Origin of the sequence: Paenibacillus sp. FSL R7-0333 (assembly GCF_038000365.1) — a bacterium.
Classification (GTDB): Bacteria; Bacillota; Bacilli; order Paenibacillales; family Paenibacillaceae; genus Paenibacillus_AQ; species Paenibacillus_AQ silagei.
On sequence record NZ_JBBOBZ010000001.1, the window covers coordinates 5,013,843 to 5,028,041 of the forward strand.

The 14,199-nt window shown below is 51.3% G+C and carries 9 protein-coding genes and 1 pseudogene; 7 read left to right on the top strand and 3 right to left on the bottom strand.

The features are described from left to right. Positions 1-89 precede the first annotated feature (89 nt). From treC to MKY86_RS21235, 3 genes are all read right to left on the bottom strand, one after another. Positions 90-1,808 carry an alpha,alpha-phosphotrehalase gene (treC, locus tag MKY86_RS21225; RefSeq protein WP_083685682.1) on the bottom strand — a complete coding sequence of 573 codons (1,719 nt, stop codon included), beginning with the start codon at positions 1,806-1,808 and terminating at the stop codon, positions 90-92. A 574-nt stretch (positions 1,809-2,382) separates the two neighbouring features. After that, complete coding sequence (locus MKY86_RS21230; RefSeq protein WP_076084367.1) at positions 2,383-3,486, bottom strand: Gfo/Idh/MocA family protein; 1,104 nt, start codon at positions 3,484-3,486, stop codon at positions 2,383-2,385. Between the two features lie 24 nt (positions 3,487-3,510). After that, a complete protein-coding gene (locus MKY86_RS21235; protein ID WP_076084364.1) occupies positions 3,511-4,170 on the bottom strand; it encodes a ThuA domain-containing protein in 660 nt (219 codons plus the stop codon). A 224-nt stretch (positions 4,171-4,394) separates the two neighbouring features. Here MKY86_RS21235 and MKY86_RS21240 point away from each other — a divergent pair, with 224 nt between their 5' ends. The 7 genes and pseudogenes from MKY86_RS21240 to MKY86_RS21270 all read left to right on the top strand — a co-directional run bounded on the left by MKY86_RS21240 (position 4,395) and on the right by MKY86_RS21270 (position 13,988). Continuing rightward, the gene (locus tag MKY86_RS21240) at positions 4,395-5,222 is read left to right on the top strand and encodes an AraC family transcriptional regulator (protein WP_076084361.1); all 828 of its coding nucleotides are present in this window, start codon (positions 4,395-4,397) and stop codon (positions 5,220-5,222) included. A 121-nt stretch (positions 5,223-5,343) separates the two neighbouring features. Then, positions 5,344-5,532, top strand: a pseudogene (locus tag MKY86_RS21245) (BclA C-terminal domain-containing protein); the annotation flags it as partial. Positions 5,533-5,766: 234 nt separating this feature from the next. Further along, complete coding sequence (locus MKY86_RS21250) at positions 5,767-6,969, top strand: collagen-like protein (RefSeq protein ID WP_076084355.1); 1,203 nt, start codon at positions 5,767-5,769, stop codon at positions 6,967-6,969. Positions 6,970-7,147: 178 nt separating this feature from the next. Continuing rightward, on the top strand, positions 7,148-9,403 hold the full coding sequence (locus tag MKY86_RS21255; RefSeq protein ID WP_340827435.1) for a hypothetical protein: 2,256 nt from the start codon (positions 7,148-7,150) through the stop codon (positions 9,401-9,403). Positions 9,404-9,686: 283 nt separating this feature from the next. After that, positions 9,687-11,402 carry a hypothetical protein gene (locus MKY86_RS21260; protein WP_076086883.1) on the top strand — a complete coding sequence of 572 codons (1,716 nt, stop codon included), beginning with the start codon at positions 9,687-9,689 and terminating at the stop codon, positions 11,400-11,402. Between the two features lie 113 nt (positions 11,403-11,515). After that, the gene (locus tag MKY86_RS21265) at positions 11,516-12,562 is read left to right on the top strand and encodes a tetratricopeptide repeat-containing glycosyltransferase family 2 protein (RefSeq protein WP_076086880.1); all 1,047 of its coding nucleotides are present in this window, start codon (positions 11,516-11,518) and stop codon (positions 12,560-12,562) included. Between the two features lie 193 nt (positions 12,563-12,755). Beyond that, positions 12,756-13,988, top strand: coding sequence for a hypothetical protein (locus MKY86_RS21270; RefSeq protein WP_083685847.1), 1,233 nt, complete (start codon positions 12,756-12,758; stop codon positions 13,986-13,988). The last annotated feature ends 211 nt before the right edge of the window (positions 13,989-14,199 follow it).

Below are 14,199 nucleotides of genomic sequence, written 5' to 3' on the forward strand. Positions count from 1 at the left end.
CACTCCTCGCATAGTTGATGAATGCTTAGTTGATGTTGCTTTTGTTGATGTTGCTTCTATAAGTACATGTTCCCTTAGTGCTGACTTTCTCAGTTCTGACTGATCAGCCACATATATGAAGCATACGAACTGAGCTGAAGCTCTTGCTTGAATGGAAGATCCTCTCCCGTATTGCCGAGCAGAAGCTTATCTTGACCCGCTGCGCTTAAGTCTGCCCACTGATGATCCGCAAGCCGGAAGGTGATTTCCTTACTGCTGAAGTTCGAGACCACCACCAGTGCCTCGCCGTCCCCCATGCGTGCATAAGCGAACACCTCGGGATGTGCTTCGTCCAGTCTGCGGTAGATGCCGTCCGTGAAGACCGCATGCGCCTTGCGCAGAGCGATCAGCTTGCGGTAATGATGGAAGATCGAATCCGGCCGCTCCAGCTCTCTTTGCACATTGATGTCCGGGTAACGTTCATCCACCTTCAGCCAAGGCGTACCCTTGGTGAACCCGGCGTTCGGGCTGTCCTCCCACTGCATCGGCGTCCGGGCGTTGTCCCTTGAACGTTCCTGAAGGATTGCAAGGGCCTGCTCAGGACTTGTTCCCTGCTCACACAGAATACGGTACATATTCAGCGATTCAATATCACGGAATTCTTCGATGCTCTTCCATCTCGGATTCGGCATCCCGATTTCTTCACCCTGGTAGACATACGGTGTGCCCTGTAGTCCATGCAGTGTAGTCGCCAGCAGCTTGGCGCTCTCCTTGCGGTACGCAGTATCATCGGTGAACCGGGAGAGGGCGCGCGGCTGATCATGATTATTGAAAAATAATGCGTTCCAGCCCCCACCCTCCTGCATCCCGGTCTGCCACTCACTGAATAGCCGCTTGAGTGCTTCGAAATCGTAAGGCATCAGCTCCCACTTCCGGCCGTTCGGATAATCCACCTTCAGATGATGGAAGTTGAAGGTCATCGAGAATTCCCGCTGCTCAGGGCTGGAGTAACGGATGCACTCTTCAAGCGTAGTAGAGGACATTTCTCCAACCGTGATCATTTCATGCGGGCCAAATACCTCATCATACATCGCTCTGATGAATTCATGGACACGTGGACCATCTGTGTAGAATTTCCGTCCATCTCCCGGCGGCACACTTCCGTCATCATCCGGGAAGCTCTGGTCCTTGGAGATCAGGTTAATCACATCCATGCGGAAGCCGTCCACACCCTTGCGGGCCCAGAACAGCATCATCTCATTGACCTCTCTGCGAATCTGCTCATTCTCCCAGTTCAGATCTGCCTGTGTCTTATCGAAAAGGGTAAGATAATATTGGCCTGACGCCTCATCGTACTGCCAGGCGGGACCGCCGAACTTCGACTGCCAATTGTTCGGTACTCCCCCGCCTGGCGCCGGGTCCTTCCAGATATAATAATCGCGGTACGGATTATCCCGGCTGGAGATCGCCTGCTTGAACCACTCATGCTCTGTCGAGGTATGGTTGACTACGATATCCGTCATGAGCTTCATTCCGCGCCGGTGCAGCTCCGCTACCAGCTCGTCGAAGTCCTCCATCGTGCCGAATTCGGGGTTAATCCGCTCATAGTCGGCCACATCGTAACCGTTATCATGTCCCGGCGAGACATAGACCGGCTGGAGCCAGACAATATCAATCCCCAGCTCCTGCAAATATTCCAGCTTCTCCGTCAGGCCTCTGATATCGCCGTTTCCGTTCCCCGTCGTATCCTTGAAGCTCTTCGGATACACCTGATACACGGTAGACCGGCGCCACCATTCCGCTGTCCGGGCTTGACTCACTTGATTCAACTAAAGCACCTCCATGAAGAACTTGTTGACATACATTACACTTGTATATACAAGTTCAAACAGAGGGTGCCCGAATGTGAGGAGGATGCTCTCGCACCAACGGATACATTAGGCCCACGCGCCGTCCCCCGGCACATTGTGTTCGGTTTTTCACATACATTCGGGCCGTGTGCCGCTTGCGAACACAATGTATGCTGTTTTCCGCATACATTCGGGTCGTGTGCCTGCTTGCGAGCACAATGTATGCTGTTTTCCGCATACATTCGGGCCGTGTGCCTGCTTGCGAGAATGTATGCTGTTTTTGACATACATTAGGCTCACGCACCCCCTACCTGTAAATTGTATTCGATTTTTCGCACACATTCGGTTCACGCGCCCCTACCTGCAAATTGTGTGCGGTTTTTCGCATACACTGGGTCCACGTACCTTCAGGCCGAGCATCCACCACTCCACCTCACGAAAAAAACAGCGCCCCTCCCCGCAACCGGGGACAGAACGCTGCTTGTTAAAATGCTATTAACTCTACACTCTTCGCTTATTCGCGCTACTTTTCGCTATGCTTAGCTACTATTTACTACTCCAAATATCCCTTAATCAGTCCCAGTGGCAGCAGCTTCGGCTGCTCGCAGGTGGTGGTCAGCTCGGCATAGCGCTTCGAATCGGAGCTGGTGTGGAAGGCGTGCATGATCTCCAGCACATGATTCGCCAGCTCGCCGTTAGCGCGCGGGGTCTCTCCACTCCCGATGCAGCGGGCCATATCCGCCACGCCGATGCCCCGGCTGTTGCCCTCATAGCTATGGACCACCGGAATCTCCTTGAATTCGGAGCTATGCGCCGGACGCAGCAGGATCGGGCCGCCGAAGGTGTTCGGGTCCGGCACAATCAGGGTGCCCAGCGAGCCGTAGATCTCGATGCGCGGCAGCGTGCTGTGCCAGACATCGAAGCTGGTAATCATCGTGGCAACCGCACCGCTGGCGAACTGAATTGTTCCGGCCACATGCGTAGGGACTTCAACGTCCACTACCTTGCCGAACTTCTTCTCACTGGTGATTGTCCGGGTAGGGAACGAAGTCTTGGTCATGCCGCATACCGTAGTTGCTGGGCCCAGCAGAGATACCAGAGCCGTCAGATAATACGGGCCCATATCGAACATCGGGCCGCCTCCGGCCTGATAGTAGAATTCAGGGTCCGGGTGCCAGCTCTCATGCCCGTGGCAGAGCATGAAGGCCGTCGCCGCCACCGGCTCACCGATATATCCGTCCGCGATCAGCTTGGCGCAGGTCTGTAGTCCCGCTCCAAGGAAGGTGTCCGGCGCGCAGCCGATGAACAGTCCTTTTTGCTTAGCCAATTCCACCAGCTCAGTCCCGTGCTCAAGCGATAACGACAGCGGCTTCTCCACATAGACGTGCTTGCCTGACAGCAGCGCCTGCTTACACACCTCGAAGTGGTAATTCGGCGTGGTCAAATTCACGACAATCTCAATCTCCTCCGAAGCCAGCAGCTCCGCTGTCGTCCACACATTCGGAACTCCGTATTGCTCCGCGGCCTGCTGCGCCCGCTCCAGATTCAGATCCGAACAAGCGTAGACCTCTGTATTCTTGAAGGTTCCCGTCAAATTCTCGAAATAAATGCCGCTGATATTTCCGCAGCCGACAATCCCAATTTTTACTTTACGCACGCTGTCTCCCACCTTGTCCTTCGTTTATTTGGCTGCCCACAAGAAGCCCCGGCGCATCAGTTCCTTGGCCTCCGGAATATCGAACACATCCGCATGATGTCCAAGCGCGTTATAGAATACCTTGCCCTGGCCCCATTTCTTCGTGTAGACGACCGGCATCGTGATGACACCATTGGCCGAATGCTCCCCTTCACTCATAACAAAAGTAGTGGTAGCCAGTACATTCACCGCCGGATCGACGTGCAGATAATACTGCTCCGACTTCACCATGAAGTCCTGCATGCCTTCCACAATCGGGCTGGAGCCGGATTTCACGATGTTCACTTCATAATCCACCCCATCATTGAAGGGATGTGCCACCCATTGCGATCCGGTCAAAAATTGCCATTCCGTATTGGTACGGAAGGAATCGCACATCCCGCCGTGACAGCCCGCGATGCCTACGCCGGAAGCCACAGCCGCCAGAACCGCCGAGCACTGCTCCCCCTTGATTTCACCCATGGTCCACACCGGCACGATCAGGTTCAGCGCCTTCAGCGCCTCAGCATCATTGAAGCTGTCCAGCGTATCCGAGACTTCAACCTCGAAGCCTTCATTCTTAAGAATATCCGCAAAAATCGCTGCTACCTCATTCGGTTCATGCCCGTCCCATCCGCCTTTTACAATCAATGCCTTCTTTGCCATATCAAGCTCTCCTTTTTGTCCTATTTATCCAAGTTCGGGTTATAGATTGATTAAGATCCGGTCTTCCTGAAGAAATTGTAATCCATTGCAGACGTTCTTGCTCGTCATTTTGCTTGTGGGAATGGTCATTTTTTGCTAAATTTAAGACTGCATTATGCGATAAGCAGCAAATCACTGAAACCGCTTCCCGACGAACTGCCGGGAGGACGAGAACAGGAGTAACCATGAGAGCATTTCACGAGAACCGGACGTATGGCTATGCGTTTCCCTTCACTGCCTTTGTAAGCCGTAATATTGATTTCCTGGCCCACTGGCATAATGATCTGGAGATTGTCTATGTCCTGGAGGGATCGATCCGGATGGGGATTAACTCCGAGACACGGGTGCTGACCGCCGGGGATCTGGCCGTATGCAGCAGCGGGGATATTCATTATTATGACAGCAAGAACAGCCAGTCCAAGCTGCTGATGGTTATTTTCAATCCTTCACTGATCGGATATCCGGCCGGCTGGCCCCTGAATATGCGGCTGATGTCTCCTTTTCTGGACCAGAGCCAGTCTGTTCCTGAGCAAGGCAATCCCCGCCTGTCCGCGATTATGCAGGAGCTGCTCAAGGAGTATCTGGAGAAGCCACCGCATCATGAACAGCTGGTGACCGGCTTGCTGCATGAGCTGTGTGCGCTGATTCTGCGGCAGATGCCGCTGGATATCGTGAATCCGCATAAGGATAAGCGGCGCATTACCAATATGAAGATTATGCAGGAGGTGCTGGAGTATCTGGATGTCCATTACATGCACCCCATCACCCTGGCCGATGCCGCCCGGCATGCCAATATGAGCCTGTTCTACTTCTCCCGCTTCTTCAAAAGCATCTCAGGCATGAGCTTCGTCGCCTACCTGAACAGCATCCGCGTCAACCAGGCGGAACGGCTGCTGCTGGGCACCGACAAAAGCATTCTGGATATCGCCCTGGAATGCGGCTTCACCAATATCCGCACCTTCAACCGGGTGTTCAAGCAGGTCAAGCTGCGGACACCGAGCGAGCTGCGATAGCATCCCGTTGCCTCTTTTACAGAGGATTGGCGAAATATTGGATACTTATAGGTTGTTACCGTCTCATCGGGTAATTTCCAGGAATATGATGACAGTACCCTACTTCAAGGAGGCTAACCTGTTGTCCAATCCCAGCATCCCTAACATCAGCCCTACGATTACGTTAACAAGGGACGATGCCATTAACCTGCTGTTATCCTCCATTGCTATGGAAGAACTGGCACTTGCCCATATTATTAACGCCGAAGGCGAGAAGCTCCAATTTGCTTTGGGGACGCTGACTGGAATCAGCGGTCCTCCAGCTACACTCGCATAGGTGCAAACCTTAAACTATTGGATAGAAAGAGGCAACTTCGGAAGCTTGATTACTCCTGAAGCTGTCTCTTTCTTTTATCCATACGCTTAGTTGTAGTAGATTCTGACCTAACTCCGCACCAAACCATTAAACCTGAATATTCATATATTAATTATTATTAATTATGTTGCAGACTCCGCATGTGCACTGAAACCGTTCTCAAATATAATGGCAGGAAGTGATGAAGGAATGGCCTTTTTATCAACAGGACCCATCGAGAATAACCTGGTTAACGGGATAAGGCCAACTCAGCAGGTTACTGTTAAAATCGTTAACAGCAGTGGGATCTCGGCTTCCTCAGTCTCCATTCAGGGGTATTATCTAAATGCAGGAACAAGGCACATGTATGTGAACGAAGTACTCGCTATTATAGAGAATCAAGTCATCACGAAGGAATATTATGCTGATTTTAATGGTTTTGAATTTAAATTTATTACATCCGATACTCCCACTAATAGGAATCAATCTGTTCAAATATCGGTGTGGGGCAAGAGTAGTACAGGTCAACTGGTAACCGCACACCGTCTGGTATCTGAAGAACTGCTTGGTGAAAATAACGTCGGAGCGACAGGACCTGCTGGAGAACAAGGCCCTCCTGGAGAGGCTGGACCAACCGGAGCAGGGCTTCCCGGGCCTACCGGAACTACCGGCATCGGACTCCCTGGACCTACCGGAACTACCGGGGCAGGGCTTCCCGGACCTACCGGCACTACCGGCATCGGACTCCCTGGACCTACCGGCACTACCGGGGCAGGGCTTCCCGGGCCTACTGGCACTACCGGCATCGGACTCCCTGGCCCTACCGGCACTACCGGGGCAGGGCTTCCCGGGCCTACTGGCACTACCGGCATGACAGGTGCTACCGGCCTTACGGGCGTTACCGGGCTCACAGGCGTTACGGGTCTCACGGGCGTTACAGGCCTCACGGGCGTTACCGGGCTCACGGGTGTTACCGGGGCTACAGGTACCCTTTCAACAGCTTATGCCGTTAGCTTTGCAGATTCTTCTACTACTGCGGTTATTCTTACTCCAAATGATAAAATAGGTTTCATCGCACCAGCTCAATCTCTTGGTATTACATGGAATGCCGCTTCAAAAGATTTTATAGTTCCTGAAAATGGAGTTTATCATGTAACGTGTACTGTTTCTGTTGCAAGTGGTTCGGACGGAGTGTTTGAGTTCATGAGTGGACCTACACCATCAGCGGTAAGCAGGTCAATTGCATATGCAAGTTCCTCTGGTTCTGTTACCATGTTCGATATTTTCTCCTTGAACGCTAACGACAAAATTGCCGTTAGAAATGGCGGCAATGCAAGTGTTACGATGCTAACCGGCACCAATGACGGAAGAATTCCAAATTATTCAATGATCACTATCATCAAAATCTCCTGAGCATAACGCTTGCCAATCTGAACGGCCTGATTACAACAACCACGAAAGCCTGAATTACCGGTTCCATCTGGTACTCCATCTTCCACTGAGATCATTGGTCAATAATAGGTAACTATCCGTTTCACCAGAAAGATTCATAGAATATTGTGGATTAATCCAACTTGAGGAGGTTAAACTCTTGTCGAATCCCAATATTCCAAACATCACACCTACGGTTGCATTATCAAGGGATGATGTTGTCAATCTGCTATTCTCTTCCATTGCCATGGAAGAGCTTGGACTTGCCCATATCATTAACGCTGAAGGGGAGAAGATCCAGTACGCCTTGGGCACACTGCCGGGCCTTACCGGCCCTCCTGCCACACTTGCCCAGTTGCTGGAGATCAATGACAGCGCCCGGTCCTTGCTGAATACCATCTCCCGCCAGGAGATGATGCTGGATTCCAAGCTGACGACCGCTGCCAGCCTTCCGACACTGGCTGGACCTACCGGTCCTGCCGGTCCTACCGGAGCCCCTGGGGCCGTCACCAGTGTGAATGGTCAGACCGGCGATGTCGTGCTGGATGCCGAAGATGGTGTCTTCCCGATCAACAATGATGAGTTTTCGGGGAGTGATCTGAATCAATTCAACCAGCCGGGGGTCTACAGTTCGGCAAACCCGTTCGGTCCAGATGCACTGAACAGTCCACCTGTCCTCCACAAAGCCGTCTGGACCCTGTATGTCTCCCGCGTCGGCGACTTTGTCCAGCAGCTCTACATCTCCAATCCTTCCCTCTACTACCGCAGCAGTCAGGATGGCGGAACCAGCTATCCGGGTGGTTGGATTCCCATTGGCGAACAAGGACCCACGGGGCCGACTGGGGCCGGAGTTACTGGCCTTACAGGAGAGACTGGAGCCACAGGACTCACCGGGGTGACCGGTGCCACGGGACTTACCGGGGAGACCGGGGCCACGGGGCTTACCGGGCAGACTGGGGCCACGGGGCTTACCGGGCAGACTGGGGCCACGGGGCTTACCGGGCAGACCGGTGCCACGGGACTCACCGGGCAGACTGGGGCCACGGGGCTTACCGGGCAGACCGGTGCCACGGGACTCACCGGGGAGACCGGGGCCACGGGACTTACCGGGCAGACTGGGGCCACAGGACTTACCGGGGAGACTGGGGCCACGGGACTTACCGGGGAGACCGGTGCCACGGGACTCACCGGGGAGACCGGAGCCACGGGACTTACCGGGCAGACTGGGGCCACAGGACTTACCGGGGAGACTGGGGCCACGGGACTTACCGGAGAGACCGGCGCTACGGGACTCACCGGGGAGACCGGTGCCACGGGACTCACCGGGGAGACCGGTGCCACGGGACTCACCGGGGAGACCGGTGCCACGGGACTCACCGGGGAGACCGGTGCCACGGGACTCACCGGAGCCACGGGACTTACCGGCGTTACTGGCTTAACGGGCGTCACCGGACTCACCGGCGTAACCGGGCCGACTGGAACCTTGCATCCCCCAATGCTGTATGTAGGCTCTAATGGAACTAATAAATATGTGTCTGTCATTAACGCCTTAACGAACGAAATCGTTTCAAGCTTTGCAATTACGAGCACGTACTTTGGAAGTGCGACAATAGATACACAACGTCATCTTTTGTATTATTCTGATGCTGGCAACATTATTCAGTATGACGAAATAACGAACCAGATAACCGCCACTTACCCGGTTGGAGGAACGCCCCGCGGAATGGCCATTAATACCCTTACGAATAAGCTGTATGTAGCCAACTCTCAAGGTGCAGCCAATAATATTTGGCAAATCGATATCTCCTCAGGAGCAGTTACAACAATTCCTAATGTCACAGCTTTTCCTGTTCAGATTGATATCAATCCACTTAACAATAGAATTTATATTGCCGGTAACTATGTTTCAGTTATTGATGGGAACAATAACTCAGTTATTACGACGTTTTCACTTCCTTCTTCCGGCAGACCTCATGGAATCATAATCGACCCCCTGCGTGACCAGCTTTGGGTGGCAAATTATGCGGACCCAGGCATTGTAAATGTTATTGATCCGATCACCCATGCGATTGTGGGTACAATTACTGTTGGCAGGAATCTTTCGAATATTGCAGGGAACTTGCTGACCAACCGCTTTTATGTATCCAATTACAGCACATCCTATGTTAGCGTCATAGACGGAACTACTCCTTATAACATAGTTGGCACGATTGCAACAGGGACCAACCAAGACTCTCCTGCTGTTAATCCATTCATAACATTACTGCTGAACAGTGTTCAATCTAATCTGGTCTATGCCAGCATTGGAGGGTCGAATGCCGTGGTCGTTATTGATCAGAATACCAATAAGGTGCTTGCTACCATTCCAGTTGGAAACACCCCTGTTTGGAGTGTTATTGATCCATTTATGTCATAACGCACGCTAAGAACGGATCAACAGTCTGTGTCTCAGGTATTACAAGGAGAGGTGCGCAAGCAGTTGCGCACCTCTCTTCTATGTAATGGTGGATAGAATTCCGCAGAATAACTGCCTCAACCTTCAAAGTCCACACCAAACCGCTAAGTCTGAATATTACTGTATTAATCATTAAGTATGCTGCTGACGGGAGTATTTCCGGTTATGTGCAGACTCCGCATGACATGTTATTACGCACATACTTGAAAGAAATCTAAATATACAGACAGGAAGTGATAATGTAATGGCCTTTTTATCAACAGGACCGATCGAAAATAACCCAGTTAGCGGAACGAGGCCTACTCAGCAGGTTACCGTTAAAATCGATAATCGCAGCGTTGGCTCAGCTTACTCAGTATCTATTCAGGGGTTCTATCTAAACGCGGGAACAAGAGTCTTGTACGTTAGCGAAGTAGTCCAGCTTGCAGCAAATCAAGTCATTACGAAGGATTATTACGCTGATTTCAATGGTTTTGAATTTATATTTGTTACATCTGAAAATGCACCTGAGTTAAGTGACTTCGTTCAGATTTCGGTGTGGGGCAAGAGCAGTACAGGTCAACTGGTAACCGCACACCGGTTGGTGTCCGAAGAACTGCTTGGCAAAAATAACGGCGGAGGGACAGGTCCTACTGGTGCAAACGGACCCACCGGACCCACCGGCGCAGGAGTGACGGGGCCGCGGGGAGTAACAGGACCTACTGGTGCAGGGGCTGGGGTAACCGGACCCACAGGAGCGACGGGGCCTCGAGGAGTGACCGGACCTACAGGTCCAGGAGCTGGGGCAACCGGACCCACAGGAGTGACGGGGCCGCGGGGAGTGACCGGACCTACCGGTACTGGGGCTGGGGCAACCGGACCTACAGGGCCTACCGGGGTCACTGGGGTCACTGGTCCTACCGCCGTTACCGGACCTACCGGAGCCACCGGGGTCACTGGTCCTACCGCCGTTACCGGGCCTACCGGGGCCACTGGGGTCACTGGTCCTACAGGCGTTACCGGGCTTACCGGATCCACCGGAACTACGGGTGTACCTGGAACCTTGAATCCCCCAATGCTGTATGTCGGAACTAATAATACCGTGTCTGTCATTAACGCCTTATCGAACGAAATCGTAACAACCTTCGCAATCGCCAAAACGAACTTTGATAGTGCAGCAGTAGATACACAACGGCACCTTCTCTATTACTCTAACGACACCGACATTATTCAATATGACGAAATGACAAATCAGATTACTGCCACTTATCCTGTGGGGGGACTCCCTCGCGGAATGGCCATTAATACCTTTACGAATAAACTATACGTAGCTAACTTTGCTGTCGGGTCCACTAATATTTGGGTAGTAGATATCCCTACAGGGGTAGTTACAACCGTTTCTAATATTGCAGCCAGACCTGTTAACATCGATATCAATCCGCTCAGTGACATCATTTATATCTCTTCAGATTATGTTTCAGTCCTTGATGGAAATAACAATACAGTAATTACGACATTTACCGCTGCCACCAGACCACATGGAATTCTGATCGACCCTCTTCGCAGGCAGTTATGGGTTTCACATTATACGACCCCAGGTGTTGTGAATGTTATTGATGCAACAAGCTATGCCCTATTAGGCACGATTACTGTTGGCAACAATCTTACGAATGTTGCAGGGAACCTGATAACCAACCGCTTTTATGTAACGAGCTATAGCGCTAACTATGTTAGTGTCATAGACGGAACCTCCCCTTACCCTATCGTCGGTACGATTACAACAGGAACCAATCAAGACTCTCCTGCAGTGAATCCATTCATTACACTATTGCGGAATACCGTTCAATCTAATCTGGTCTATGCCAGCATTGGAGCGTCGAATGCCGTAATTGTTGTTGATCAGAATACGAACACGGTGCTCGCTACCATTTCAGTTGGAGCCTCGCCGCTTTGGAGTGTTATTGATCCGTTTATGTCTTAATGCAGAGTTAGAACAAATCAACAGTCTGTGTCTCCCCTAATACAAGAGAGGTGCGTCTAAGCAGTCGCGCACCTCCTTTCTATGTAATGATCGACAATATAGGAGGGTAAGCTGTGGCTACAATCAGTTTGTGTCTAATCGTCAAGAATGAAGAGCAGAACCTGGATCATTGCCTCTCTTCCATAGAAGGCATTCCCGATGAGATCATTATCGTCGATACCGGCTCAACAGACCGCACCAAGGAGATTGCAGCAAAGTGGACGCAGCATATCTACGACTTCGAGTGGATTGACGATTTCTCTGCTGCCCGGAACGAATCCTTCAAATATGCTACCAAGGACTATATTCTGTGGCTGGATGCCGACGATATTCTGACTCCCGAGGACAAGGTCAAGTTGGAGCATTTAAAAAATACGCTCACAGAAGAGGTAGACGCTGTCTCCATGAATTACGAAATTCCGCAGGACAACAGCCGGAAATTCATCAGTAACACCACAAGGCTGCGGCTTCTCAAGCGTACCAAAGGCTTCATCTGGAAGGGAATCGTACACGAAGATATAACAACAGAGGATTCGTACCATCTAATCAAATCAGATATTACTGTTACTCATACCAAAACAGGAAGTGCTCCTGACGCAACACCTTCTAGACGAAATCTGGACATCTATGAACGCCATCTGGCCAGGGGCTACTCCTTCAACGTATCCGATATGCTGAATTATGCCAGAGAATGCCACTCGCATAAGCAATTTAAACAAGCCATTCATTATTACGAGCTGTGCAAAGATCATCCTGAAATACCCTTGGAGAACAGGGTGTTCATCCTTCACAAGCTGGCAACCTGCTATGTATATAACAATCAGCCGGAGAAAGAGCTGGAGCTTACACTTGAGGCTCTATCCATGGATGTCCCTTATCCCGCCTTCAGTTGCCGGATGGGGGAACATTTCCTGAAAACAGGCAATTTAGAGGCTGCCATATTCTGGTATACATCGGCTTATTCATCCCCTCCGGGAGAACGGTATGCTTGGTCTGCTATTGACAACGTCTATCACACCTGGCTTCCGCATCAGCAGCTCTCTCTCTGCTATCAGGCTCTGGGAGATATGTCTCAGGCGAAGCATCATCAGCAATGGGCAGAATTCCATCGTAAAGGATAGGTATGACAGTACCGTTTCAGCGAGAAAGATAAGGAAAATTTATTGCACTTCCTGTTAGTCATTTGCCCTGTTATACCGGACTCAACCTCTAAGTCCGCACCAAACTGCTAAGTCTGAATATTATTAAATTAATCATTAAGTACGCTGCTGACTGGAACGCAATCCAAATTCATGGACAGGAAGTGATGAAGTAATGGCTCATTTATCCACAGGGCCGATCGAAAATAACCCGGTTAGCGGAGTGAGGCCTACTCAGCAGGTTACCGTTAAAATTGATAATCGCAGCATGGACACTGCTTCCACCGTATCGATTCAGGGTTATCATTTGAGTGCCGGAACGAGAGTCCTGTATGTAAGCGAATTACACCCTCTTTCTGCGAATCAAGTCCTTACGAGGAATTATTACGCTGATTTTGATGCCTTTGAATTTGTCTTTGTTACACCAAGTACATCTGAAGACAGCGATCCGCTTCAAATTTCAGTGTGGGGCAAGAGCAGTAGCGGCCAGTTAGTAACGGCTCACCGGCTAGTGTCGGAAGAACTTCTTGGAGAACATAACGGCGGAGGGATAGGACCTACTGGAGAAATAGGTCCTACCGGACCTACCGGGGCAGGAATGACCGGCCCTCAAGGAACAACGGGTCCTGGCGGAGCGACCGGACCGACTGGTCCTGGTGCGGGGGCAACCGGAAATACAGGAGCGACGGGACCTGGCGGTGTAACCGGTCCAACCGGTCCTGGCGCAGGGGCAACCGGAGCTACCGGGCTTCGAGGTGTAACTGGACCGACCGGTCCAGGGGCAGGGGCAACGGGTGGTACAGGTGCTAGAGGAGTTACCGGCACCACTGGTGCTACCGGACTCACGGGTGCTACTGGCCTCACCGGTGTTACCGGACTCACGGGTGCTACTGGCCTCACCGGTGTTACCGGACTCACGGGTGCTACCGGACTCACCGGTGTTACCGGCCCTAGTATCGTTGGGAACAATGCATACTTCGAACCTAATGCATCACCGATTTCAACGACTGGCTATTTGCCAATTGCATTTTCTCAAATCTACAATAATGGAACCGGAATCTCGCTTACTGGCGGAGGTCAATCCGTTACCCTTCAACCCAATAGTATTTACTACGTTTCATTTGAGATTAGAACTAACCTAACTCCTCCCGCGTCCGAGGTTACCGTCGGTGAAATTCTTGTTAACCTAAACAGTGCTGCTATAGGAATAAACCCACTTGGAGAACAAAGCTCTTCTGGTCCACTGGCCTTTACATTGGGAGGGGGCGGAATGATTCGAACCGGAGCCACTTCACCACAAGAACTTTCAATTCGTGCCCTATATACACTCCAAGGTCCTACGGGTTCTACACCCGTTGCTACACTTGTTCCTTCAAGATCAAATTTATCTATTTTTCAGATCATGTAAATCGAGAACATCACACATGGCTTCCTCACCAACAGCAATGAGACGATTTCTATCCTAAAGGATAGGATCGCAGCGCATTAGTGTTTCTTATTTAAAGATTGTAGGTTAAGGAAGCCGGCAGTTGAAACTGCCGGCTTCCTTTAGATTTGTCCGGTGAATTGACCGGACCCCATAGTAAAATGATAGGTTCGTATACGTTTCGGAACACAGA

Coding starts and splice junctions, on each gene's coding strand:
- MKY86_RS21270 (WP_083685847.1), top strand. CDS start 12,756: ATGGCTCATTTATCCACAGGGCCGATCGAAAATAACCCGGTTAGCGGA.
- MKY86_RS21240 (WP_076084361.1), top strand. CDS start 4,395: ATGAGAGCATTTCACGAGAACCGGACGTATGGCTATGCGTTTCCCTTC.
- MKY86_RS21250 (WP_076084355.1), top strand. CDS start 5,767: ATGGCCTTTTTATCAACAGGACCCATCGAGAATAACCTGGTTAACGGG.
- MKY86_RS21235 (WP_076084364.1), bottom strand. CDS start 4,170: ATGGCAAAGAAGGCATTGATTGTAAAAGGCGGATGGGACGGGCATGAA.
- MKY86_RS21260 (WP_076086883.1), top strand. CDS start 9,687: ATGGCCTTTTTATCAACAGGACCGATCGAAAATAACCCAGTTAGCGGA.